Below are 22,615 nucleotides of genomic sequence, written 5' to 3' on the forward strand. Positions count from 1 at the left end.
CCCGGCGGCCCGTCCGCGCGCTCGCTCATCGCCCCCGGCACGCGCCGCGCTCGCGCCCGGACCTCAGGGGTGCCACGGTGCGTGACCATGGGTAACGACACTGGCGCGCGCTGCCTATCCTCGCGGCCATGGGAGCTGTCAAGCCGTGGCACGTGTTCGTCCTGACGATCTGCTGCCTCCTGCCGGCCGTGGCGGCGATCGTCGGCGGGATCCTGGCGACCCGCCGGTCGCGCGACCGGCGCTGAGCGGCCCGACGCGGTGCGGCGGCCTCAGCCCCCGCCCGGTGACGGCACACCCAGACCCGGGCGGGGGCCGGTCGCGCGACCACGGGCGACACGTCAGGCCGGCACCGGTTGATCGAACTGGGTGCGGTACAGCTCGGCGTACCGGCCGCCCCGGGCCAGCAGGTCGGGGTGCCGGCCGCGTTCCACGATCCGGCCCTGTTCGAGCACCAGGATCTGGTCGGCGGAGCGGATCGTGGAGAGCCGGTGCGCGATGACCACGCTGGTCCGCCCGGTCAACGCCTCACCCAGCGCCGCCTGCACCGCCGCCTCGGACGTCGAGTCGAGGTGTGCGGTGGCCTCGTCGAGGATCACCACACGCGGGCGGGAGAGCAGCAGCCGGGCGATGGTGAGCCGCTGACGTTCGCCGCCGGAGAGGCGGTATCCCCGCTCGCCCACGACCGTCTCCAGGCCGTCCGGCAGCGAGCGGATCAGGTCGGCCAGCCGCGCGCGACGCAGCACGTCCCACAGGTCGTCCTCGTTGGCGTCCGGTCGGGCATAGAGCAGGTTGGCGCGGATCGTGTCGTGCAGCAGGTGACCGTCCTGGGTGACCACCCCGAGGGCGTCTCTTACCGAGTCGCCGGTCAGGTCGCGGACGTCGCGCCCGGCGAGCCGGACGGCGCCGTCCTCCACGTCGTACAGGCGCGGCAGCAGTTGCGCGATGGTGGACTTGCCCGCGCCCGACGAGCCGACCAGGGCGACCATCTGTCCGGGCTCGGCGCGGAACGAGATCCCGTGCAGCACCTCCTCGCCGCCGCGGGTGTCGAGCTTCGCCACGTCCTCGAGCGAGGCCAGGGAGACCTTGTCGGCCGACGGGTACCCGAAGCGGACGTCGTCGAACTCCACCGCCACCGGTCCGTCGGGCAGCGGCCGGGCGTCCGGCTTGTCCTCGATCATCGGCTTGAGGTCCAGGATCTCGAAGACCCGCTCGAAGCTGACCAGCGCGCTCATGATCTCCACCCGCGCGCTGGCGAGCGAGGTCAGCGGCGCGTACAGGCGCGACAGCAGCAGGGCGAGCGCGACGACCGCGCCGGCGTCGAGCTGCCCGCCGATGGCGTACACGCCGCCCAGGCCGTACACCAGGGCCAGCGCGAGGGAACCGACCACCGTGAGGGCCGTGATGAAGACGGTCTGCAACATGGCGGTACGCACGCCGATGTCGCGCACGCGCCGGGCGCGGGCGGCGAACTCGGCGGACTCCTCCGCCGGCCGCCCGTAGAGCTTCACCAGGGTGGCGCCGGGCGCCGAGAACTTCTCGGTCATCCGGGTGCTCATCGCCGCGTTCAGGTCGGCCGCCTCCCGTTCGAGCCGGGCGAGCTTCCGGCCCATCCGCCGCGCGGGCAGCACGAAGATCGGCAGCAGCACCAGCGCCAGCAGGGTGATCTGCCAGGAGAAGGTCAGCATCACCGCGAGCGTCAGCAGCAGCGTCACGGCGTTGCCGACCACGCCCGAGAGCGTGTCGCTGAACGCCTGCTGCGCCCCGATCACGTCGTTGTTGAGGCGCGAGACCAGGGCGCCGGTGCGGGTCCGGGTGAAGAACGCGACGGGCATCCGCTGCACGTGGTCGAAGACGGCGGTCCGCAGGTCGAGGATCAGGCCCTCGCCGATCCGCGCCGACTGGTAGCGGGTGAGCAGCCCCAGCCCGGCCTCGGCGAGCGCGATCAGGGCGATCGCCACGGCCAGCCGCACCACCGTCGCCGTATCGGTGCCGGAGACGATCGCGTCGACCACCCGCCCGGCCAGCACCGGCGCGACGGTCAGCACCGCGGCCACGACGCTGCCCGCCAGGAACCACGCGAGCAGGCGGCGGTGCGGGCGGGCGAAGCCGCAGATCCGCCTCAGGGTCGCCTTGGAGAAGGGCCGCTGGTCACGCTGATGCATCGCGTGGTGCAGGGACATCCACGCGGTGACTTCCATGCTCATGCCGCGAACCTAGGACCTGCAGCGCGGTTGAGGTCAAGCGAATTCGTCCCCTGTGGAATGCGGGAGCGCGGGACGGTCGGAGGGGCGCGTCCCTCCGACACTCCGCGGCGGCGGTGTCCGTCCGCTCGCGGACGCCGCCACACTGAGATACTCTCCGTGCTGCTTCAGTCACGATGTCGTCGTTCGAAGGGGAACCCATGGTGAACCGTGAGCCGGTCGCGGAACCGTCCTTTGCCAGCGAAGGCTCCAAGCCGATGCCCTGGTCGCAGGCGCGTGAGCGGCTGACGGAGGCGGGAGAGTTCTTCCTGTGCACGGTCCGGCCGGACGGCCGGCCGCACGCCGTGCCGCTGCTGGCCATGTGGCTCGACCAGAGCATGTACTTCTGCTCCAGCGAGACCGCCCACAAGGTCGACAACCTGGCCACCAACCCGCACTGCGTCCTCACCGTCGCCAGTCCGGAGCTGGACCTCTCGATCGAGGGCACGGCGTCCCGGGTCAGCGACTCGGCGACGCTCAAGCGCGTCGCCGAGGCGTACGGGGAGAAGTACGGCTGGGAGGTGACTCCGGTCGACGGTGGGATCGACGGCGACGGGATCGGTCCATCGCCGTACCTCGTGTACGAGGTGACCCCGGCCAAGGTCATCGGCATGGACAAGGGTTCCGGCTTCAGCGCGACCCGGTGGCGGTTCGACTGAGCACGCCGGCCGGGGGTGTCAGCTGAGCGCCGAGGCGTGCCGGGCGGGGGGTGCGGTGCAGCCACCAGTAGGCGATGGCGAGGTTCACCAGCACGCTGAGCCACCCGCCCGCCTCGGCGGCGACGACCGGGTTCATGGACAGCCCGGTCAGCGCGCTGAACAGGAAGATCACCCGTCCCCACATGGTCTGCAGGGCGAAGGCGAAGCTGTAGACCATCCACTTCCGGTGCTCGGCGTAGCGGCGCTGACGGGCCGCGCGGAATCCGAGCACCGTCGTGGCGATCCATCCCACGGAGGCCAGCGCGCTGCCGAGCAGCCCGTTCGGCGCCGCGGCGAACGGCATGAGGACGAGCGCGAGCAGCGCGGACGGGATGGCGCCGGCGAAGACGTACAGCCGCCCGCTGAGCCGGTGCACCCTCGGGTACCGCAGGCGCAGCCACGGCCAGGCCTGGAGGCACAACGTCACCAGCGCGATGGTGCCGAAGAGGATGTGCACCACCAGGACGGCGTAGTGCGACGCGAAGCCGTCGTTCAGCACCACCCGTGACTGGCTCGGGTCGAGACCGAGGTACGGCGGCAGGACGAACAGCAGGAAGGCCCCGTTCAGCGCGACCAGTGGCACGATCCACGGTCGTCTCCACCACCGTACGGACGATCCTCCGGCACCCGCCCTTCTCGCCGGCGGTCGAGACTCTTCGGCCTGCCGCGTCGGGCTGCCGGCCTCCTCCACGTACTGGGTCACGGTTGGATTCCTCCCAGGTCCGGACCGCGCTTTCCGCGCGGGTCTGCCTCGACCCCCATGTGCCGTTTTCACGGTAGAGTCCGACAACCCGTCATATTTCTTTCAAAATGCTGGCCTCGCCATTGGTCCGCTCCGTGCGGCGACGTACGGAGATGGTGTGGTCGACCCGGATTTGGTGATCCCACGGTGCGCCGGCATGCGGCTCGTGGCCGTCACCCGCACGGGCCGAGGGCCGGCGCGACGGTCCCGGGGCGCGGGCGCGATGCCCCCGGGGCGCGACGCCGCTCGACGTCGGGGCGGGCGGTCGCCGGGTTGGTATCCTTCGCCGTGCCGGCCCACCTGGCCCGGCTCGACCCCGCTCCGCGCGTCACCGATGTCCCGGGGCCGGCCGTCGGCGACACCGAGCAGCTCAGCACAGTCGAGAGCCGAGGCGATGATGACCACCTTCAGTTGGTCGGAACTTCGGCGCGATCCCATCCACGAGGACGACCACCTGCTCGTGCTCGACAAGCCGCCGGGCATCTCCGTGATGGGCGAGCGGCACGCCGAGTCCCTGACCGACCTGGCCGCCGCCGCCGGGGAGCCGGTGCACTGGGTGCACCGCATCGACAAGGTCACCTCGGGGCTGCTGCTGCTGGCCAGGACGCCGTCGGCGCACGCCTCGCTGACCCGGCAGTTCGCCAGCCGGGGCGCCGACAAGCGCTATCTGGCCTGGGTCGAGGGGGCGCGGCTGCCCGAGACCGGCACCATCGACCTGCCGCTGCGGCCGGGCCGCAAGGGCACCATCCGGATCGCGGGCGAGCGCGATGCCATCCGCTACGACGCCGACCGCCGCCGCTTCGCGCTGCCGGAGTCGGCCGTCGACCGGTCCAAGCCCTCCTACGAGTCCCGTACCGACTTCGCCACGGCGCTGGTGAGCGGCGACCGTACGCTGCTGGTGCTCAAGCCGGTCACCGGCCGGCGTCACCAGATCCGCGTCCACCTGGCGTGGCTCGGCTTCCCGATCGTCGGCGACCCGCTGTTCCACCGCGGGCAGGCGGACCAGCGGACGTACCTGCACTCGTGGGGCTGCGAGATCACCTGCGACTGGCGGGACGAGCCGCGTACCCGGTTCTGGGCCCCGCCGGGCGAGGAGTTCCTCGACGTCTTCGCCGACGGCCGGAAGCCCCGGCTCGACGACGCCCTCGACGCGCTGACCGCCTGACCGTCCGACCCCCGCCACCGGCGTCCCCGGTCGAAGCGGCCGCCGGAAGTTCCAGCGGCGGCAGACCGGCGGTGTCGTTTCCGACAGATCCGGCCCCTTGTTCCCGCTCGGCATAGCGGCGCGGCGGGCCCGACCATTAGGCTCGATTGTTGAGTGGAGCCGTCCGACATCGTCTCTACTCGATGCCGGGTTGCGAGTATTGGCTGGTAGCGGCACCGAAGGGCAGGACGGAGTGACCCGAGACGGCGAGCCAGGGGCCGACTTCGCCGAACGCGAGGACAGCAGACGCGTGGCGTACGAGGTGACCGGCGCGCCCGACGGCTTCCCCGTCTTCCTGCTCCACGGCACGCCCGGCAGCCGACGTGGCCCCAAGCCGCGCGGCATCGTCCTCTACCGCATGGGTGTCCGGCTGATCGCCTACGACCGGCCCGGCTACGGCGACTCCGACCGACGGGAGAACCGCGACGTCGCCGACGCCGCCCGCGACGTCGAGGCGATCGCCGACCACCTGGGCGTGCGGGAGTTCGCGGTCGTCGGACGCTCCGGCGGCGGCCCGCACGCCCTCGCCTGCGCGGCCGATGCCCGCCTGCGCGGCAGGGTGACCCGGGTGGCGGTGCTGGTCAGTCTCGCCCCGTGGAACGCCATCGAGTTGGACTGGGTCGGCGGCATGAACACCGGCAACGTGCGCGGGTTCGGCGCCGGCAGCCCCGACACCGCCGCCGTGGTGGAGGAGATCCGCCAGCGTGCCGAGCGGGCCGCCGCGGACCCACGGCTGCTCCTCGCGGACCTGAGGACGGAGATGAGCGCGGCGGACCGGCGGGCGGTCAACGATCCGGCGCTGCGCCGGCTCATCACCGACACCTACGCGGAGGCGCTCCGCTCCGGGCCGTACGGGTGGATCGACGACGTGCTGGCGTTCCGCCGCCCCTGGGCGTTCGACCTGTCGGCGATCGACACCGCGGCGACGCCGGTCCGGCTGTGGCACGGCGCCGACGACAACTTCGCCCCGGTCAGCCACGGCCGCTGGCTGGCCGCGCAGATGCCCGGCGCCGAGATGGAGGTCCGGCCCGGGGCGGCGCACTTCGACGCGGTTGAGGAGTTGCCGCGCATCCTGCGCTGGCTCGTCGACCCCGACCCCGCGCTGAGCGCCGACCTGCTGATCGGCGCGCGGCCCGGTCAGTAGGGGTGCGGGTCGAGCACCCGCCGCACGTACCGCCCGTCGCGGAGCACCACGACACTGGGGTGGTGCTGCCCGACCCGGTTGGCGAGCCGGTCGGCGATCCGCATCCGCCCGATGCTCACCCGGCCGCCCGACAACGCCTGGTTGACGGTCTCCAGGTTGCCCCGGGCCCGCAACGTGTCGGGGTGCTCGGGCCCGAGCACCTCCGCGAGCTGCTCCACCACGGCCAGCAGCCGGTCGCGTCCCCGCTCCTGCTCCCCGGTGAGGATGGTGAAGACCGCGAGGTTGTTGGCCGCCGCCATGGTGAACGGGTGCCGGTCGCCGAGTGCGGCGAGCATCGCCGCCGCGGCCGCCTCGGTGATCGACAGGCTGGTGCCCGTGTCGCCGGCGTCCCACTGGGCCACGCCCAGGTTGACCCGGCAGACCAGCGAGTACGGGTGGTCGGCGCCGAACGCCTGGACGAACTGCTGCTCCACCTCGACCAGCTCCGCCAGGGCCTGCGTGTTCTGCCCCTGCAACATCAGGTTGGCCGTGCGGCTGAGCCGGCTGAACAGGGTGTCCGGGCTGGTCGGCCCGAGGGTGGCCAGCAGCCGCTGGTAGGTCTCGTCGAGCAACTGGGCCGCCTCGGCGATCTCCCCGGTGCTGCGCAACGACACGGCCAGGTTGGCCTGCGCGGTGAGCAGGTCACGGGACTGCTCGCCGAAGAGGTTCCGGTAGCCGGTCACCACCTCCCGTAGCAGCGCCACGGAACCCTCGTAGTCGCCGGTCTCCCGCAGGTCGCGGGCGAGGTTGTTGGCCGACACCAGGGTGTTCGGGTGCTCCGGCCCGAGGACGACCCGCTGTCGCCGGTTGGTCGCCTGGTCACCCTCGAGCGCCCGGTCGAACATGCCCATCAGCCGGTACGACACGGCCAGGTTGTTCGCCGCGGTCAGGGTCCGCCGGTGATCCTCGCCGAACACCTCGACCGATGCGGCGTACGTCCGCGAGCTGCGCTCCAGGGCCTCCCGGTAGCGGCCCAGGGTGCGCAGGTCCGCCCCGTAACCACCGGCGGTCATCAGCGTGTGCGGGTGGCTGTCGCCGATCAGCTCCTCCTGCTGGTGCAGGGTGTCCTCGTCCAGCCGGAGGGCCTCGTCGAACCGCCCGAGGCTGCGCAGCACGTTCGCCCAGTTGAACCGAAGGTGCAGCAGTTGGACGCGCAGCTTGCGGTGCTCCGTTCCGTCCGGCGGCAACTCCGCCAGCAGCGCCGACCACACGGCCTCGGTCTCCCGCGCGTACCGCTCGCCCTGCTCGTACCCGCCGCTGACGTAGATGTAGCGGACCCGGTCGATGACCAGTTGCCGGACGTCGTCGTCCCGGCAGGAGATCGCGTCGGAGCCGTCGAGGTGCGGCCAGAGCATCCGGAACCGTTGCCGGTTCGCCGGGTCCTCCACCTCACCCGGCGGTCGCGACCCGGCGAGGATCTGGTGCACCTCGTGCTTGGCCGTGACCAACTCGTCGTCGGTCATCCGGGCGCGCAGCGCGGTCTGCAACAGCCGGTGCACCTGCACGCGGTGGGCGTGCGGGTCCAGCTTGATGAGCGCGAGCTTGTTCATCCGCTGCACCAGCGTCGCCGCGATGTCACGCTCGGAGACCCGGTCGGCGACCCGCGCGGCGACGACCGGGTCGTGCGGGGCGATGACCCGCGCCACCCGGTCGCTGTAGAGCAGGTCGAGGGAGATCTCCGGGGCGAGCACCGACGCGAGTTGAAGGAGACGGTACGCCCCCGGGGAACCCTCCCGCAGCCGCTGGAGCGGGAGGTCCCAGACCTCCGTCTCCAGGCCGGTGCGGCGCAGCCCGGCCAGGTAGTCCTCGACCGGTGTGCGGGTGTCGGCCAACCACGCCCCGACCGTCGCGACGAAGATCGGCACGTTCTCCACGGCCTCGGCGACCCGCTCGGCCTCGGCGACGCTCATCAGGTGCTCGCCGAGGCGGGCGCGCAGGTGCGCCACGCTCTCCGCCCGCGCGAACTCGTCGACGTCCACCGCCCGCGCCAGGTCACCCCAGTCCGGGTTGCGGGTGGTGACCAGCACGTGTCCGTTGCCCTGCGGCAGGTAGGGCCGGACGTCCTCGTACTGGTCGGCGTTGTCGAAGATCAGCAGCCAGTGCGGCGGCGGGGTGCCGTCGGGGCGGCGCTCGGTCTGACCCAGCCGCTGCCGCAGGGCGCGGTTGGTCTCCGGGATCGTCGCCTGGCTCGGCAGGCCCAGCTCGTCGCTGAGCTCCGTCATGAGCACGTCGACGAACTGCGGCGGGTCGGCGGCGACCCACCAGATGATGTCGTACGCGCCCCGGAACCGGTGGGCGTACTCGATGGCGAGCTGCGTCTTGCCGAGACCGGGACCGCCCCGCAGGGCGACCGGGGTGCCGCTGCCGCCCGACGCCCTCAGCTCCTCACGGAGCCGGCGCAGCAGGTCCTCGCGCCCGGTGAAGCGGGCGTTGCGGGCCGGCGCGTTGAAGACCGTCGCGCGCACCCCGGGGAAGCGGGCCGGGCGCAGGCCGGCGGCGCCCACCGTGCGTCCCACCAGCTTCAGCAGGTGGGTCGCCGCGTCCTCGGCGGTGAGGTCGTGCACGGCCGTCCAACTGCCGACCGGGACGTCCGGCACGGGCGGGGTGTCGTCGACGTGCACGGCCAGCCAGCTCGGCGCGGCCCGGTCGCCACCGGTGCCGGAGCGGGCACGCCAGGCCGCCAGGTAGGCGCGGGAGACCAGCCGGACCTCGCGGAAGGCCGAGCCCGTCTGCTCGGGTGCCGGCCCGTCCAGGGAAGCGGTGACCACCCGCAGGTCCGCGGAGTTCAGCACGGCCTGCGCCCACTCCGCCCACACCTGGTCCTCGGGCACGTGCCGCAGCAGGATCAGCTCGTCCACGACCGTCGGCTTGCGTTCGAAGCGCTGCACCGTCCGGCGGCGCAACTGGTCGTCCATCCGGGGCAGACCGGTGATCCTGCCGTTGGTGATGTGGCTGGTCAACGTCTCGTACGCGGACAGCAGGGTGGTGCGCCCGCCCGGCTCGTCGCCGAAGGTCGCCAGCGTCTCCTCGTAGGCGTAGTACGCGCGGTACGGCACCTCGACGGTGAGCCAGTAGGCCTGCCGCTCGCTGTCGGTCATGCCGCCCGGCAGGCCGGCGAACTTCTGCATGGCCAGCGACCGCCCGGCGTCCCGCTTGCCCTTCTCCCCGTCGTCGACCCGCATCGGCACGGGCAGCACCCGCCGCGCCCGACGCCCCTCGTAGTCGCGGACGCGGGCGGCCACCGCCGCGGCGCCGTCGATGCCCTGGTCGCTGAGGGTGAAGCAGTCGACCAGCACGTCGGGCAGGTGGATGGTGCAGATCTCGGCGACGTCGCTGATCCCGGTGCGGCTGTCGATCAGGGCGTAGTCGTAGTGCCGCTTCATGTCCTCGCGCAGCGCGTCGAAGAACTGCGCGCCGCCGAGCCGGTTGTAGAAGTTGTCCCAGTTCAGGCCGGTCACGCTGGTCGCGTAGTCGGGATTGTGCCGGCCGGCCAGGAGCAGGTCGAGGCTGCCGCCGCCGGGGAACTCCCAGCTCACCGAGAACGCGTACCGGTGGACCCGCGCGTACTCCCGGTGCCAGTCGCCGGGCCGGGGGTCGGCGCCGGTCTCCTCGCGCCGGCGGGCGTTCTCCCACTCGTAGTCCAGGATCAGGTCCATGACGCCGCCGGTGGTGGCGACCTGCTCCGCGTCGAGGAACGGGGCGTAGAACCGGTGCAGGCCGGGAGACTCCAGGTCCCAGTCGGCGACGAGCACCCGCTGACCGTTCGCGGCGAGGATCCAGGCGGTGTTGGCCAGCGCCATCGTGCGGCCCGTACCGCCCTTGTAGGAGTAGAAGGTGATGACCTGCCCTTCGCGCGATGGCGTCATCGCTCGTCCTTCCCTCGCGTCGTGTCGAACGGCCGCACCGGCGGCAGGCTCGCGCCGGACCCGGGCGGCCCGTCGAAGGGCCGGGCCGGGCGCAGGCTCGGTCTCGGGGTGACCGGGCCGTCCGGCGGGTCGACCGGACCGTACCGGAGGAACTGCTTGCGGGCCTCGGTCACCAGCAGCGGGGTGCAGCGCTCGAACTCGTCGATCGCGCGTACCGGCATGACCCGGGGGAACCCGGCGGCCTGCAACGCTTCGGAAACCGACTCGGGTGCCGTCGCGCCACGCTCGTGACCGGCGGCGATGACCAGCGGGACGACCCAGCGGGGCAGGTCGTCCAGCGCCGATCGGATGGCGGCGGCACCGGCCGCGGCGTCCACCAGCACGACGGTGGGGCTCCGCGGCGCCAGGGCCCGGGCCGCCGCCAGGTCGACGACCCGGGTGGGCAGGCCGAGCCGCTCGGCGGTCGCGGCGACGTGGTCGGCCACGGCCAGCTCGTGCTGCCCCGCGTAGGGCCGCCACCGTGCGTGGTCGGTGAGGGTGGTGACCACCAGCGCCGGGCCGACGCTGTCAGGCACCGGGTGGCTGGACAGCGTCGTCGCCCGGGACCGGGCCAGCGGCTGCGTCTCGGTCACCGTGACGATCTGCTTCGCCAGCGCCTCGAGGACCCGCCGGTAGAGGTCGTGGTAGGCGCTGAGCTTGCAGAGGGCGCGCAGGCCGTTCTCGGCGTAGTCGGCCCGGTCGCCGGCGTCCGGAACCAGGTCGAGGGCCCGGGTCGTCTCCGGCCGCTCGCCCCGGGACGGCAGCGGCAGCCACAGCACCGGCACCAGGTGCCGTTCGGCCTGCGCCGGGGTGAGCCGGGTGAGTCGGCTGCGGAACGACTCGCGTTCGCCCAGCGCCCACGCGTTGCGGAAGTAGTTCGGTGAGTGCAGCGGCACGAAGACGTGCGCGAGGCTGAGCGCGTCGGTGAGCGTCTGCCTGAGGTCGGCTCCCGGGTTGACCTGGCCGTCGAAGAAGCCGGCGTCGAGGTCGCGGCTCCTCGTGGCAGCGTGCCGGACGGCGGTGGCCAGGTCGTTGAAGAACCGGTTGACCCAGTAGTCGGTGTCCGGCCGGACACCGGCCGACAGCGGCACCGAGTGGGCGTAGCTCAGGAAGAAGTAGGTCTCCCGGCGGGATGCGCCCCGGGGCGGAACGGGGTCAGACCACGTCATGTCCGCCCTCCTCGAACGTGGTGCGCAACTGCCGCACGTCGGTCGGGACCTGTGCCTGCACCCAGTGCGTCCGATAGGCCCGGGCGACCCGCTGCGCCAGCCGCCAGACCACCGCGTCGTAGGCGGCCTTGCCGGTGTCGCCGAGGCTCAGTAGACCGTAGATGCCCTCTTCGTGGTATTGCGGAGCGATCTCCGGGGGCAGCCGGGTGGGGGTGAACATCTGCCTCCGCGACACGGCCGCCGGCAGCCGGCGACGCTCCACCAGGGACCAGTTGACCGGGATGACCGGCGTCTCCCCCGCCGACGGCTCGGCACCCGGCCGGGTCAGTATCGGCCGGCGGGTGAACGCGTCCCACTCGCGGGCACACCAGTCGCTGTTGAGGTAGTGAGTGGAGATCAACGGGATGAAGACCTGGCAGTGCCCGGCGGCAAAGGCCAGGTCGTCGGTCCATACCTGCCCGCCGTCGAGCATCCGGTCCATGAATCCGGCCGTGCGCCCCGGGCCGAGGCCGAGCAGCTCGACGACATGGTCGGAGAGGTCGACGAAGAGCTGGAAGACCTTCTGGTTGGTGTCCCGGGGCGCCGCGACCTGGTTCTTCTTGTGGGCATAGCTGAGAAAGAACACGGGGGCGCTCTCGTCCTCCCAGAGCGTGCCCTCTGTCAACTGAGGCTCCCGACCGGTGCGGCGACTCCCGACCGTCCACAGTATCGACCGTGGCCAACCCTCCGCTGCCCCGCTCGTCACCGCCGGTGCTCATCCATCCACCCCCGGGCGAAGTCGACGGCCACCCGAAGGTCCGTGAGCCGGCAGTCGGCGCCGCCGACCGGCCCGCGCCGCACCGCGCCGGCCTCCGTCAGTGCCCGGCCGATCAGCGGAAAGTCGGTGTCGTGGAGATCGAGGGCCTGGAAGTCGTGCCGGACCCGCCGCCCGGCGGCGTCGCGCACGTAGCACCGGTACGCCCGGTCGACCGGCGGGCGGCGCAGCCGGTACTCGGCCAGGTGGAACGCCGTGCAGACCGACCAGTCGACGCCGAGCAGCAGCACCACGGCGTCGGCGGCGTGGAGCGCGCCGAGGGGTGAGCGTTCGCCGAGGTGGCAGTCGAGGTCGTGGACGGCGGTCAGCCGGGCCGCGTCGGGGCCGAGGGCGGCGAAGGAGGTCTGCGGGTGGTGGCTCCGGCACGCCCCGGGCTGCCGGCGTACGTGCTCGGCGAAGACCCCCATGCCCTCGGCGGGGCTGCGCTCCGGGTCGAACGGCACGATGGCCGCCTCCGCCGCCGCGACTCCGGCGGGGCCCGAGCCGGCGGTCGCCGCCCGGAACGCCCGCGAGGTGGTGGAGTTACCGGCCGTCTGCGCCGGTACGACCACCGTGCCCGCTCCGCCCAGCACGTCCCGCAGGGCGGCCAGCAGCGTGGCGGGGCCGCCCGCCACCCGACCGACGCGGGACAGGGCGCAGTGCACCAGCACGGTGGACCCCGGCCGCAGTCCCAGCGCGCGCAGGTCCGCCGTCAGCGTGGCCCGCCGGAGCGGGCCGGCGGTCACGGCCACGTGTCCACGGTGGCGCGCATCCCCCCGACGAACCGCTCGCCGGCGGCGGTCAGGACGCCGAGGTCGAGCAGGGCGTCGAGGGCCCCGTCGGTCCAGTCCCGGTAGCGGCGGAAATGGTCCCCGGCGGCCGGCCCGGGGCGGTGGCGCCACACGTCGGCGACGGCCAGATGGGCGTAGACGCCGTGCAGCACGCCCTCCACCGGGCGCGGGTCGTCCCGCCACGGCACGCGCAGCGTCCGGGTGTCGTCGCGGTCGAACAGGTCGCAGACGTCCAGCACCGCGCTGAGCTTGAGGTGCTGCACCTCGTGCACGAGCAGCACGGCGAGGGTGGCGTCGTCGGGTACGGCCGTGACGGCCACCGCGCCGAAGGCGACGCCGGCGGCGGCACTGCGGAACCGGCCGGTCGGCTCCGCGCGCAGCGGCACGACGGCCCGCAGCAGGGTGCGTACGCCCGCCGTGTAGCTGGTGGCCTCGGCGTCGATCCGCCGCACCGCCCCCTCCAGCCGCCGCGTCCACCCCAGCGCGGCGGCGCCGGACAGCCGCGGCTCGACCGGCAGGTCGTAGCCGTTCCGGTGCGGATCGGTGTCCTCCAACAGCAGCCGGTTCCCGCCGAGACGGACGGCACGCACCGGCAGCCAGCCGTCCGGCCCGTCCTTTCGGGCCGGGTCGCCGTCGTGGCCCGGGAGGACGGCGATCCGCCGGCCGGCGAGCCGGACGTCGCCGTCGTCGACGACGAGCCTGACGACGCCCCGCTCGGCACCGACCGCGAGCGCGCCGAGCGTCGGCAGGCTGACCACCCCGTCGCGCACCGGGACGGGCAGGTCGGCCCGGACCCGGGCGCGGACGGCGGCGGCCGCCGCCACGCAGGCCAGGTAGGACAGCTCCGCCGTCCCGTCCCGGCAGCGCCGTGCCCAACGGCGCACGAAGGGGTGGGCCAGCACGGCGCGGACGGCGTCGGGATGCGCGTCGTCCAGGTGGACCAGCAGCCGCCAGCCCTCGGCCGCCACCGGGTCGCCCGCGGCCCGCTCGCTGAGCGCGACCAGCAGGGCGCGCACCAGCGCCAGGTGGACGGCGGCGAGCTGCGCGGCCGAGCCCGCCGCGCCCGCGCCGGTCGCCAGGTCGTCGAGGACGCGCGGGTGGAGCGAGTCGGTGGGCCGGTCGGGTTCGTCGGCGACCGGGGCCGCCGTCACCACCCGGACGAGTTCCAGCAGGTCCGGGCAGTAGACGGACGGGTTGTCGAAGCCGTCCCCGGCGCGGTACCGGTGGGCGTAGAGCCCGCCGCCGCAGTGCCCGACCACCGGGCACGCGCGGCAGGTCGCGCAGAGACCGTCGAGACCGGTCTGCCGTACGGCGATCCCCGGGTGGGCCGCGGCGTCGTCCACCCGGTGGCGGAAGACGTCCAGGCCGGTGGCCGCGGCGCCGTCGAAGGCGGACTTGAGCGAGTCGACCTGCTCGAAGGTGCCGTCGGTCTCGACGACGACCAGGTCGGCCGGGCCGAGCCCGACCGCCTCGCTGCGGCTGCCGTGCCCGGACGCGGTGGAGAGCAGGGACTCCAGCAGGCGGATCGGCACCGGACGCCCGTCGGCCAGCCACCGCCGGTGGACGGCCAGCAGCCAGTCGGCGTACGGAGTGGCGGGGCCGTCGGGCCGGGCGGGCGGGTTGTCCCAGTTGGCATGCGGCAGCAGGAAGTCGACGTGCGGAGGCTCCTCGGCCAGCAGCGCCTCGTACACCCGGATCGGGTCGTTGGCGAGGTCGACGGTGCAGAGGATGCCCGCGTAGCTGCTGCGGTACGCGGGGCTGCGCAGCAGCGACAGCGCCCGCAGCACCTGGCGGTGGCTGCTCGACCCGTTGGCGTGGCGGCGGTGCCGGTCGTTGGCGGCCCGGTCGCCGTCGAGCGAGATCCCCACCTTGACGTCGTGGGTGACCAGCACGTCGCAGGTCGCCGGGGTGAGCAGCACACCGTTGGACTGCATCCGCAGGTCGAGGCGGGCCACCGGGCCGATGACGCGCCGCAGGGTGCCGGCAGTGGAGTCGAGCCGGGCGGCGCCGGCGAGCAGGGGCTCGCCGCCGTGCAGGACCACCCGTACGGCGTCGAGCCGGTGCGCCGCCGCGTGCTCCGCGATCCGCTCCGCGACCGCCGCCACCGTGGCGGAGGCCATCACCCGGGGCTGGCGCCGCCAGGACTGGTCGGGGTGCTCGTAGACGTAGCAGTGGTCGCAGGCGAGGTCGCAGCGGCTGACCAGCTTCAGCACGTACTGCGTCAGCGGGGCGACCTGCCCGGTCGGCTGCCCGTCCGGCTCAGATCGCAGAGCTGAACGCCGCGACGTCGACACGCGCCGGACGATCCTCCCTCCGGCCGGCCACGCGCGCGACGGACCGGGCCCGGTCGAGGGAGATCCGGCCGAGCGGGGTACGCCGGAGGTCGTCCAGTGGCGGCGCGGTCGGATCGGGCTGGCGTGCGGTGCGATCCACGTCGGTTCCCCCATTTGGAGTCGGGAGTGGACGGACGACCGCCCACGACGACGGTCAACGACGACTATCGACGATGCTATATGGCACAACCAGTGATGTCACGGCTGCGCAGCGCCATCCTGCTCGATCATCTTTGCCATCCAGCCCTCGTTGGACAGCGAGATGATGCGCTCCGCCTCGGCGACGAACGCGTCGTCGCCGGCCCAGCCCAGCCCGGCCTCGCGGGCCGTGCGCAGCCGGGTCAGCTGGTCGGCGGTGCGGGCGTACTCGATCTGGTGGTGCTCGTACTGCTGGGCTGAGCCGTAGCCGACCAGCGCCGTGGTCACGGCCGCCGCGACACCGATCCAGGCGGTGAGGCCGAGGTTGTCGCCGAGCACCCCGACCGTCGCGGAGACCAGGGCGGCGGCGATCGTGAGCCCCGTCGCCGCGTACCGGACCCGCCGCGCGGCGCGGGCCATCCGGCGGGCCGCCGGCAGGTAGTAGCCGTCGACCTGCCGCTGCAACCGTTCCGTCACGTACGTCGCCACGTCCGAGACGGCTGGCAGCGGACGGTCGGCCGGCGGCGCGTCCAGGGTGCGGCCGACCAGGTCGCCGGCGTCGTCCATGAGCGCGTCGAACCGGCCGAGCAGGACGGCGTCCCGGTCCGCGCCGCCGAACGGGGCGACCCCGGCGAGGTAGCGGTAGGTGTCCGCCTTCAGCGCCTCGGAGACCGAGCGGAGCCGGGTCCACGCGTGCACCGCCTCCCGGGAGGACCACCGGGCCGCCAGCGGCACCACGAGCAGCGCCGCCGCCGCGACGATCGCGAGCGCCCGCCCCACACCGGGGTGGGCGTGCCCGAGCTGGTTGGCGAGGGTGCCGCACACGGCGGCCCCCACGGTGAGCGCGGCGATGGTCAACCGCGCACGGGTGATCGCACGCTTGGCCTCACCGGACGCCCGTGACCAGGCAGCCTGCCGCTGCCAGATCGTCGCGACCGCTGCCGGGACATCGAAGTTCGCCACGATCCGATGGTAGGGCGGCCGCGCCCGCGCCAGGGGGACCCGAAGCGGCCAATCCGGCGGGCGGCGGTCAGCTGGGCAGGAAGCTGTCGTACGCCTCGTCGTACCAGTCGGCCTCGTTGTGCCGGCGGATCACGCCGTCGAACCGGGTCAGCAGCAACCAGTTGTCGTTGAGCACCAGCGCCGCGTCCTCGGGCCGGTCGGCCAGCACCCGGCCCACGGTCCGAAGCATGTGCGGCCTGCCCTTCTCCCCCAGCGTGTCCTTTCGCATGTGGAAGTCGATGTCGACGTAGGTTGCCGGTTCCCACTCCCACGGGACGCCGCCGTCGTCCTCGGCCCCGTAGTAGCCCCGGCTGCCGGCGACGATGCTGACGGCGTAGCCGCACTCCTCGTTCAGGTCGGCGCTGAGCATCCGGGCGCCGGAGTGCGTCGTGGTCTCGGCCGCCTCGGGGGCGACCAGCGAGGCCATCCGGTCCAGCGGGACGTCGCCCGCGAGCGTCAGTCGATAGGTGATGGACATGCGTTCGACCTTCCTCAGTCCCGCCGGACGATCTGGACGATCTGGCCGCTCCGTGTGACGGCCACCAACTCCTTCAGCCCCGGTACCGGCCAGTCGTCGAACTGCTTTTGCAGGGCGGCGGGATCTCCCCGCCAGTCCTGGAGGTTCAGTACTACCCGTTGGCTCTGCCGCCGCCCGACCTTCCTGCTCACCGCACTTGAGATGGAGCGTGGTGCCGCAGAGGAAGTGGGAGCGTAGCAATCGAAGACGAGCCCTTCGATCAGGTAATCCGGCGACCTCTTTTCGTCGACGACGTCGCCGGCATTCAGCTTGGCCGTCGCGATCTCCTGTTTCGTGGGGTTCTGGTGCACCCGATAGCCACTGCTGGCGACCGTGTCGGCGGCCTCGTTCTCCAGTTCCAGGCTGCGGCGTTCGGCCGGTCTCTCATTGGCCGGGATTCGGGTGCGTGGTCCGGTCGGTGTGCCGCCGGCGGTGCCGGTGGCGGGTCTGGTCCACGGCGCGGAGTCGTGGGCCGGGTCGTGGATGGGATCCTCGTGCCCAGGGTGGCGGCCGGCGGTGCCGGCGTCGGCGGTCGAGGTAGGGCTGGTCGGTGTGGTGCCGCCAGCCCCGGTCAGTTTCCCGCCGACCCCAGCTGTCGGGCCTCGGCGATCGCCGTCTCGACCGCCTGCCGGGCGCTGGCGGTGCGTTGGGCGACCAGGCTCAGGACCTGCGTGATGCTCTCCAGGGACTGCACGAGAGGGCCCGGTTGGCCGCCGTGCAGGACGGTGGTGACGAGTTGTCGTGTCTCGCGGACCTGCGCGATGGTGGCGGCGGCGGTGTCGCGGATGCCGTCGCACGCGTTGTGCACCGGTGCCAGGCCGGTGATCGTCTCGTGCGGGCTGGCCTCCTGCGGGACGGCCGCGGTGGCCTTCGTGGCCTCGCCGATGGTGGTCGCGAGGCTGCCCAGGCTGCCCCGGACGGCCGAGATGCCGTCGCGTACCCGGATCACGCCCGCCGCCACGGCGGCGAAGCCGGCGCCGGCGGCGCGCAGGGCAACCTCCTGCGCCTGGTTGTCGGCGGCGGACGCCAGCGCCTGCGCCCTGTCGACGCCGGTCGTCAAGGCGCGCAGTTCCCCGGTGATCTTCTCGATGTGCGACACGCGGCCGACTTCCCCCGATCGACGACAGTGAGATACCCGAAGCTGAAACCTAGCGACCCGCGCCCCCGGGCCGCCAGACCCTCCGGGGCGGTGGGGGGAGGCCGACCTGGTCGCGGGGCGGATCAGTCGGCCCGGTGCAGCGGTCCCCACTCCGTCGACGCCTGCGCCTCGACGACCCGGTCCGCCTCCCGCAGCGCCCGCTCCGACACCCACGCGACCGGCCGGCGGCACCGCACCAGCGGCTCGTTGTCCGGGCCCCGGCCGCGCTGCTCGCCGGCCAGCACCCAGGGACGTACGCCCGGGCCGCGTAGCCGACGCAGGTGGCAGTAGTCGTAGAGCCGGCGGGCCACCCACAGCCGCAGCGGCCGATCGCCCCACCACGACTCGACGGCGAGCGGATTGGCGGAGAGGCCGGGCAGGTCGATGCCGGTCAGCGCGTCCTTGCTGGACTGCCCCGACCCGTGCTCGCCGGACAGGTCGACGCCCGGCCCGCGGGACCACCGGACGTACAGCTGCTCACCCGGGGCCGCCTTGCGCAGCAGGTCGACGAGCTGGTCCAGCTCGTCGACGACCGGCAGCACCGCCTCGTACCGGACCACGCCCATGGTGTTCCAGTTGCCCCGCCCGGAGCCACTCATTCATCCCGCTGCGACCGCTCCGCACGAACCGGCCCGGTGCCGGAGCTCATTCCCCGTCCCGGGCCGGTCGCCGGTCGTACGACCGCTCAGGCCGGCGTGGCCGTGGCCTTGCGGTGCCGCTCGGCCCGGCGGCGCACCTGCGTGTACGCGCTGGTCAGCCCCATCGCCCGGCGGACCTCGACGAGCGTCTGCCGCACCTCGTGGCGGGTCCGCTCCGTGCCCTCGAAGATCAACTGGTCGACCAGCCCGGGCTCGGCCTCGATCCGGGCCCGGCGTTCCCGGATCGGGTCCAGGAACCGGTCGAGCGCGACGACCAGTTTCTCCTTCACCTCCACGTCGCCGACCCGCCCGGCCTGGTAGCGCTCCTTGAGGTCGTCGACCTGCGCCCGATCGGGGTTGAAGATGTCGTGGTACGCGAAGACCGGGTTCCCCTCGACGGTGCCGGGCACGTCGGCGCGGATCCGGTTCGGGTCGGTGTACATGCCCAGCACCGCGCGGCGGACCGTCGCCGGATCGGCGGAGAGCGCGATCGCGTTGCCCAGGCTCTTGCTCATCTTCGCCCGGCCGTCCGTGCCGACCAGGGTGGGCGTCTCGGACGCGATCGTCTCCGGCACGGGGAACACCTCCCCGTAGAGGTGGTTGAAGCGCCGGGCGATCTCCCGCGTCACCTCCACGTGCGCCGCGTTGTCCTTGCCGACCGGTACGACCTGCCCCTTGACGCAGAGGATGTCGGCGGCCTGGAGCACCGGGTACCCGAGCAGGCCGTAGGGCATCTCCTCCTTGCCGGCGTCGCGGGCCATGTCCTTGAGCGAGGGCACGCGTTCCAGCCGGGGCACCGTGACCAGGTTCTGGAAGAGGGTGTTCAGGTCGCCGACCTCCGGGATGGCCGACTGGAGGTAGAAGGTGGCACGCCGCGGGTCGACGCCGGCGGCCAGGATGTCGGTGACCATCTCCCGGGCGTTGCCGGCGACCCGCTCGATGTCCTCGCGGGTGTTCCGCGTGGTGAGCATGTGCAGGTCGGCGATGATGAAGAAGCTCTCGTAGCGCTGGTGCAGCCGCACCCGGTTGGCGATGCTGCCGACGTAGTGGCCGAGGTGCAGCCGCCCGGTGGGGCGGTCCCCGGTGAGCATCCGTGCAACGGACATGGTGGTACGCCTTTCGTGCCTGGTGGACGAGGTGTGCGCGGGCGCGCGTCGACCGGGGATGTCATCCCGGGTCGGTCAGGGTCGGCTCAGTGAGCCGAACGCCATCGCGCGCCGTCGCGGAACCGCAGTCCACCGGCACGAAGTACGTCGATCATCCGCTCGCGGCCGTCGTCGGAGCGGGTCGGAGAGATGGTCACGACACCGAGCGGGAGGCCGTCGACCAGGTCGACGACCTCCGGCGCGTAGCTGATCGGCCGGACCATGCCCCCACGGTAGCGGGTCCGGCCCTGCCCGCTCAGCCCTGCCGGTAGCTGTCCCGGTAGTAGTCGCCGATCCGGTCCCGGTAGCCGGGCTCGCCGTAGGCATCCGCGTCGAAGGCCGGTGACTCCTTGACCTGGTCGCGGGTGCGGTCCACGTGCACCGTGCGGTCCAGGTGGTCCACCCGCGTCACCGTGCCGGCCGGCAGCAGGACCTTGCGGCCGAAGATCCACGGCCCGGTGTCCACCACCAGCCAGCGGGCGTCGGTGTCGTCGCTGGCCTCGTCGACCGAGCCGATCCGCCCGTCGGTGGCCTCCACCCGGTAGCCGACCAGGTCGAGCGGGGTGCCGGGGCCGGGGGCGTCGGGTCCGTCACCGCCGGGCTCCGGCCCGTCCGGTGGGGCGGAGTCGGGGCTGGCTCCGGAGTACCCGCCGGCGAGGGCGGACGGGTCGCGCCAGGTCCAGGGGTTGAATGTCGACGGCTGCACGGGTCACCTCCGATGACGGTCTGCGCCGGTCCCCAAGTCAGTGCCCCGCCCGCGCTCCCGGGAAACAACACGGCAATTTTCGGTTCACTGAAATTTCTCGGTGCGAAGTACGTCATATTCGCCGACCGTCGATGAATGGCGCGCTGTGCCGCAGGTGGCGGCGACGGGAAATGGGCCGCGCACATCCGCCGGGGATGCGGAGTGTCCAGTCGGCACATTCGTTCGGTCAACCGGGCCGACCATTCTGGTGACGCATCTGTCGCAGAGGAAAAGGGGGACACGGATGTACCGCACCATTCGTCGGCTCGGGGTCGTGCTCGCCGTCGCGCTCGGGCTCGTCGCGGGGGCCGGCGCCGCGGCGCCGGCGGCCGTCGTCAACCCGGTCACGCCGCAGTCGCTCTGCGGGCTCGGATACACGGTCGTGGACCAGGACCCGATCCGGCACGCGGAGACCGGCGTCCGGCTCGGCACCGTGTACCTGCTGCACAACGCGATGGTCGGCTACGGCTGCACGGTCACCGTCAAGTCCGCCTACGTGGGGACGCTGACCCGCACCCAGGTCTACCTCGCCGCCCAGTACCTGCCCACCCAGACCGACGACGGCGACAAGCTCTGGGCGGCCGGGCCCGCCCGGGCGTACGTCAGGGGCGGTTGCATCATCTGGGGCGGTTTCATGGCCGACCCGAGCGGCACGATCCATTACCACGACCGGGCGAACCCCGCGATCGGCGGCATCGGCACCTGCTTCTGACGGTGTGTTCGGGAGGTCCGCGATCATGCGGGCCTCCCGTTTCCGGGGGAGCCGTGCGAAACGCCCACCGCAGTTTCGGAATGGCACAAGGAAACGCGTTACTGCTCACCGTTCTCTTCGGCTTTCGGTAGGTCCACGTGCACGGGGGAGCCGCCCGACGGACGGGCCGCCAGTGCGGCTACGGCTCGCACCAGCTCCCGGCCGCCGAGGCACTGCCCGTCAAGCCGCACGACATACGGAAGCGCTGCGCCGCGCTCCCGGCTTGAGCGCACGGCACGGCGCCGGCGGCGGCAGGTCCCCGGCGGTGGCAGGTCCCCTGACCTGCGCCTCCACCGCTGGCCCGTCAGCTCGCGCTGGCATACTCGGCAGCCATGGTGCTGTCGCGCGGCTGGGCGCTCTTCCTCACCGGGGTCGGAATCTGGACCTGGGTGATCTGGCCGAGGTTCGCCGTCGCCATCTGGAAGGACCCGCGGGCCTGGTCCACGGGCAGGGTCGGGGAGTTCCCGGCCACCGGCTTCCTCTGGATCCACGCTCTGCTGATCGCGGCGTCTCTGCTCATCGGCACCACTGTCGGTGTGCTCGGCGTCCGAGCCTGGCGGGCGGCCGGCCGGCGCGCCGACCGTCAGGCACCCTGACGGACGCTCCACCGTCACCGGGCTGCCGCACGGGCCCCCGAGGTCCATCGCTACCGATCTGCTCCACCGGGCCCCCGAGGTCAACTGCCACCAGGCTGCTCCACCGCACACCGGAGTTCCGCGACACGCCGCGCCACATTCACTGCCACCAGGCCGCTCCAGGGTCGTGGGGGATGCCGCGGTGCCTGGCGCGCTGACACCTCCGCCGGCACCCTGCGGCAGGCATGTGCGGATGAGGCGTGACTGCGACGGATACGGGCGTTCGGAAGGTGGCGGTGCTGCCCCGTGGCGGTGGCGCCTTGGCTGCCGGGCGAAGCGGCAAGGTGCCCTGGTTGCGGGGGGACAAGCGCCGCACCGGCGCTGAGCAGGCGATATAGCGAGCGGGAAATGATGTGACCGGGGACGCTACCCCCGGATTTGACGTTCAAACCCGCAGACGCGTAACTTTCTCTCTGCCAGCGCGGAACGGGGCAAACAGGGCGAAAGTCCTGAGGCGCCGAACCGAACTGGCCCGGGTCGGACGGGATCGAATCCTTGGACGACGCGGCCCCGGGCGGGGCTCACCGGATCTGCCGCGAGGCGGATTTGGTGCTGCGAAGCCGACCGGGTAAGGTTCACGGCCGGGCAGGGATCCGGGCGAGCTCGCGGGAAACCGCAGAGCGGCCGGTCTGCCAAATCCGATGATCAACGCAACGGTTCGCTGCTGCGTGCGCTCGTTGGAGCCAACCCGTACGAAGCACGACAGACCGGAACAAACGGTTTGACACGGCGAAGACGGTGAGGTAACGTAGTAAAAGTGCCCGGCGCGAGAGCGGCGGACACGGTGAACGAAATGCCCCGGGTCGGGTGCTCCACGGTGTGGGGTTTCTGGGCGGTGTGTGGTTGTT

General features: G+C 72.8%; 20 protein-coding genes. 5 read left to right on the plus strand and 15 right to left on the minus strand.

Going from position 1 to position 22,615, the window contains the following annotated elements; genetic code table 11:
- Window positions 1–338: 338 nt before the first annotated feature.
- On the minus strand, window positions 339–2,204 hold the full coding sequence (locus tag ACLQ20_RS30915; RefSeq protein WP_425858322.1) for an ABC transporter ATP-binding protein: 1,866 nt from the start codon (window positions 2,202–2,204) through the stop codon (window positions 339–341).
- Between the two features lie 197 nt (window positions 2,205–2,401).
- On the opposite strand from ACLQ20_RS30915, the gene ACLQ20_RS30920 reads away from it, so the two are divergent.
- On the plus strand, window positions 2,402–2,899 hold the full coding sequence (locus ACLQ20_RS30920; protein WP_192581405.1) for a pyridoxamine 5'-phosphate oxidase family protein: 498 nt from the start codon (window positions 2,402–2,404) through the stop codon (window positions 2,897–2,899).
- Here ACLQ20_RS30920 and ACLQ20_RS30925 read toward each other — a convergent pair.
- Window positions 2,871–3,521, minus strand: coding sequence for a DUF2306 domain-containing protein (locus ACLQ20_RS30925; RefSeq protein ID WP_225852210.1), 651 nt, complete (start codon window positions 3,519–3,521; stop codon window positions 2,871–2,873). The two genes, ACLQ20_RS30920 and ACLQ20_RS30925, sit on opposite strands and share 29 nt — an antisense overlap.
- Window positions 3,522–4,077: 556 nt before the next feature.
- Here ACLQ20_RS30925 and ACLQ20_RS30930 point away from each other — a divergent pair.
- Both ACLQ20_RS30930 and ACLQ20_RS30935 read left to right on the plus strand, forming a co-directional pair.
- A complete protein-coding gene (locus tag ACLQ20_RS30930; RefSeq protein ID WP_192581406.1) occupies window positions 4,078–4,845 on the plus strand; it encodes an RluA family pseudouridine synthase in 768 nt (255 codons plus the stop codon).
- Window positions 4,846–5,077: 232 nt separating this feature from the next.
- Window positions 5,078–6,028 (plus strand): alpha/beta fold hydrolase, encoded by a 951-nt coding sequence (locus ACLQ20_RS30935; RefSeq protein WP_327029941.1) that lies wholly within the window; start codon window positions 5,078–5,080, stop codon window positions 6,026–6,028.
- Here ACLQ20_RS30935 and fxsT read toward each other — a convergent pair.
- From fxsT to ACLQ20_RS31000, 13 genes are all read right to left on the minus strand, one after another.
- Window positions 6,022–9,933, minus strand: a complete 3,912-nt coding sequence (gene fxsT / locus ACLQ20_RS30940) for an FxSxx-COOH system tetratricopeptide repeat protein (RefSeq protein ID WP_327029940.1) — start codon at window positions 9,931–9,933, stop codon at window positions 6,022–6,024. The genes ACLQ20_RS30935 and fxsT overlap by 7 nt on opposite strands.
- The gene (locus ACLQ20_RS30945; RefSeq protein WP_358122341.1) at window positions 9,930–11,141 is read right to left on the minus strand and encodes a TIR-like protein FxsC; all 1,212 of its coding nucleotides are present in this window, start codon (window positions 11,139–11,141) and stop codon (window positions 9,930–9,932) included. Before ACLQ20_RS30945 ends, fxsT begins: the two co-directional genes overlap by 4 nt.
- Window positions 11,128–11,805, minus strand: coding sequence for a TIR-like protein FxsC (locus ACLQ20_RS30950; RefSeq protein ID WP_151454819.1), 678 nt, complete (start codon window positions 11,803–11,805; stop codon window positions 11,128–11,130). Before ACLQ20_RS30950 ends, ACLQ20_RS30945 begins: the two co-directional genes overlap by 14 nt.
- Before the next feature lie 77 nt (window positions 11,806–11,882).
- A complete protein-coding gene (locus ACLQ20_RS30955; RefSeq protein ID WP_151454829.1) occupies window positions 11,883–12,680 on the minus strand; it encodes an aminoglycoside N(3)-acetyltransferase in 798 nt (265 codons plus the stop codon).
- Window positions 12,677–14,995, minus strand: coding sequence for an FxsB family cyclophane-forming radical SAM/SPASM peptide maturase (locus ACLQ20_RS30960; protein WP_425858328.1), 2,319 nt, complete (start codon window positions 14,993–14,995; stop codon window positions 12,677–12,679). Before ACLQ20_RS30960 ends, ACLQ20_RS30955 begins: the two co-directional genes overlap by 4 nt.
- Before the next feature lie 261 nt (window positions 14,996–15,256).
- Entirely contained in the window at window positions 15,257–16,159 is a 903-nt protein-coding gene (locus ACLQ20_RS30965) for a DUF4231 domain-containing protein (protein WP_327029937.1), read from the minus strand.
- 67 nt (window positions 16,160–16,226) lie between these two features.
- Window positions 16,227–16,676 carry a SitI3 family protein gene (locus tag ACLQ20_RS30970; protein ID WP_425858324.1) on the minus strand — a complete coding sequence of 150 codons (450 nt, stop codon included), beginning with the start codon at window positions 16,674–16,676 and terminating at the stop codon, window positions 16,227–16,229.
- 14 nt (window positions 16,677–16,690) lie between these two features.
- On the minus strand, window positions 16,691–17,113 hold the full coding sequence (locus ACLQ20_RS30975; RefSeq protein ID WP_151454830.1) for a hypothetical protein: 423 nt from the start codon (window positions 17,111–17,113) through the stop codon (window positions 16,691–16,693).
- Window positions 17,114–17,286: 173 nt separating this feature from the next.
- On the minus strand, window positions 17,287–17,814 hold the full coding sequence (locus tag ACLQ20_RS30980; protein ID WP_151454823.1) for a DUF6244 family protein: 528 nt from the start codon (window positions 17,812–17,814) through the stop codon (window positions 17,287–17,289).
- A gap of 122 nt (window positions 17,815–17,936) precedes the next feature.
- A complete protein-coding gene (locus tag ACLQ20_RS30985) occupies window positions 17,937–18,452 on the minus strand; it encodes a DUF6098 family protein (RefSeq protein WP_225852214.1) in 516 nt (171 codons plus the stop codon).
- A gap of 86 nt (window positions 18,453–18,538) precedes the next feature.
- Window positions 18,539–19,597 carry a tryptophan--tRNA ligase gene (trpS, locus tag ACLQ20_RS30990; protein ID WP_425858325.1) on the minus strand — a complete coding sequence of 353 codons (1,059 nt, stop codon included), beginning with the start codon at window positions 19,595–19,597 and terminating at the stop codon, window positions 18,539–18,541.
- A gap of 86 nt (window positions 19,598–19,683) precedes the next feature.
- Entirely contained in the window at window positions 19,684–19,860 is a 177-nt protein-coding gene (locus ACLQ20_RS30995; protein WP_192581407.1) for a hypothetical protein, read from the minus strand.
- Window positions 19,861–19,892: 32 nt separating this feature from the next.
- Window positions 19,893–20,342, minus strand: a complete 450-nt coding sequence (locus ACLQ20_RS31000; protein WP_327029933.1) for a PRC-barrel domain-containing protein — start codon at window positions 20,340–20,342, stop codon at window positions 19,893–19,895.
- Between the two features lie 283 nt (window positions 20,343–20,625).
- Between ACLQ20_RS31000 and ACLQ20_RS31005 the strand changes: the two genes are divergently transcribed.
- Entirely contained in the window at window positions 20,626–21,093 is a 468-nt protein-coding gene (locus tag ACLQ20_RS31005; RefSeq protein ID WP_327029932.1) for a hypothetical protein, read from the plus strand.
- A 371-nt stretch (window positions 21,094–21,464) separates the two neighbouring features.
- Window positions 21,465–21,728, plus strand: a complete 264-nt coding sequence (locus tag ACLQ20_RS31010; RefSeq protein WP_151454827.1) for an SCO4848 family membrane protein — start codon at window positions 21,465–21,467, stop codon at window positions 21,726–21,728.
- Window positions 21,729–22,615 lie beyond the last annotated feature (887 nt).

This window comes from Micromonospora sp. DT46, assembly GCF_049841735.1.
In the GTDB taxonomy this organism is placed as follows: domain Bacteria; phylum Actinomycetota; class Actinomycetes; order Mycobacteriales; family Micromonosporaceae; genus Micromonospora; species Micromonospora reichwaldensis.

What these genes read in the sequence shown, in the direction of transcription:
- ACLQ20_RS30915 (WP_425858322.1), bottom strand. Translation starts at nt 2,204, where the DNA reads ATGAGCATGGAAGTCACCGCGTGGATGTCCCTGCACCACGCGATGCAT.
- ACLQ20_RS30920 (WP_192581405.1), top strand. Translation starts at nt 2,402, where the DNA reads ATGGTGAACCGTGAGCCGGTCGCGGAACCGTCCTTTGCCAGCGAAGGC.
- ACLQ20_RS30930 (WP_192581406.1), top strand. Translation starts at nt 4,078, where the DNA reads ATGACCACCTTCAGTTGGTCGGAACTTCGGCGCGATCCCATCCACGAG.
- fxsT (WP_327029940.1), bottom strand. Translation starts at nt 9,933, where the DNA reads ATGACGCCATCGCGCGAAGGGCAGGTCATCACCTTCTACTCCTACAAG.
- ACLQ20_RS30945 (WP_358122341.1), bottom strand. Translation starts at nt 11,141, where the DNA reads ATGACGTGGTCTGACCCCGTTCCGCCCCGGGGCGCATCCCGCCGGGAG.
- ACLQ20_RS30970 (WP_425858324.1), bottom strand. Translation starts at nt 16,676, where the DNA reads ATGTCCATCACCTATCGACTGACGCTCGCGGGCGACGTCCCGCTGGAC.
- ACLQ20_RS30985 (WP_225852214.1), bottom strand. Translation starts at nt 18,452, where the DNA reads ATGAGTGGCTCCGGGCGGGGCAACTGGAACACCATGGGCGTGGTCCGG.
- trpS (WP_425858325.1), bottom strand. Translation starts at nt 19,597, where the DNA reads ATGTCCGTTGCACGGATGCTCACCGGGGACCGCCCCACCGGGCGGCTG.
- ACLQ20_RS30995 (WP_192581407.1), bottom strand. Translation starts at nt 19,860, where the DNA reads ATGGTCCGGCCGATCAGCTACGCGCCGGAGGTCGTCGACCTGGTCGAC.
- ACLQ20_RS31005 (WP_327029932.1), top strand. Translation starts at nt 20,626, where the DNA reads ATGTACCGCACCATTCGTCGGCTCGGGGTCGTGCTCGCCGTCGCGCTC.
- ACLQ20_RS31010 (WP_151454827.1), top strand. Translation starts at nt 21,465, where the DNA reads ATGGTGCTGTCGCGCGGCTGGGCGCTCTTCCTCACCGGGGTCGGAATC.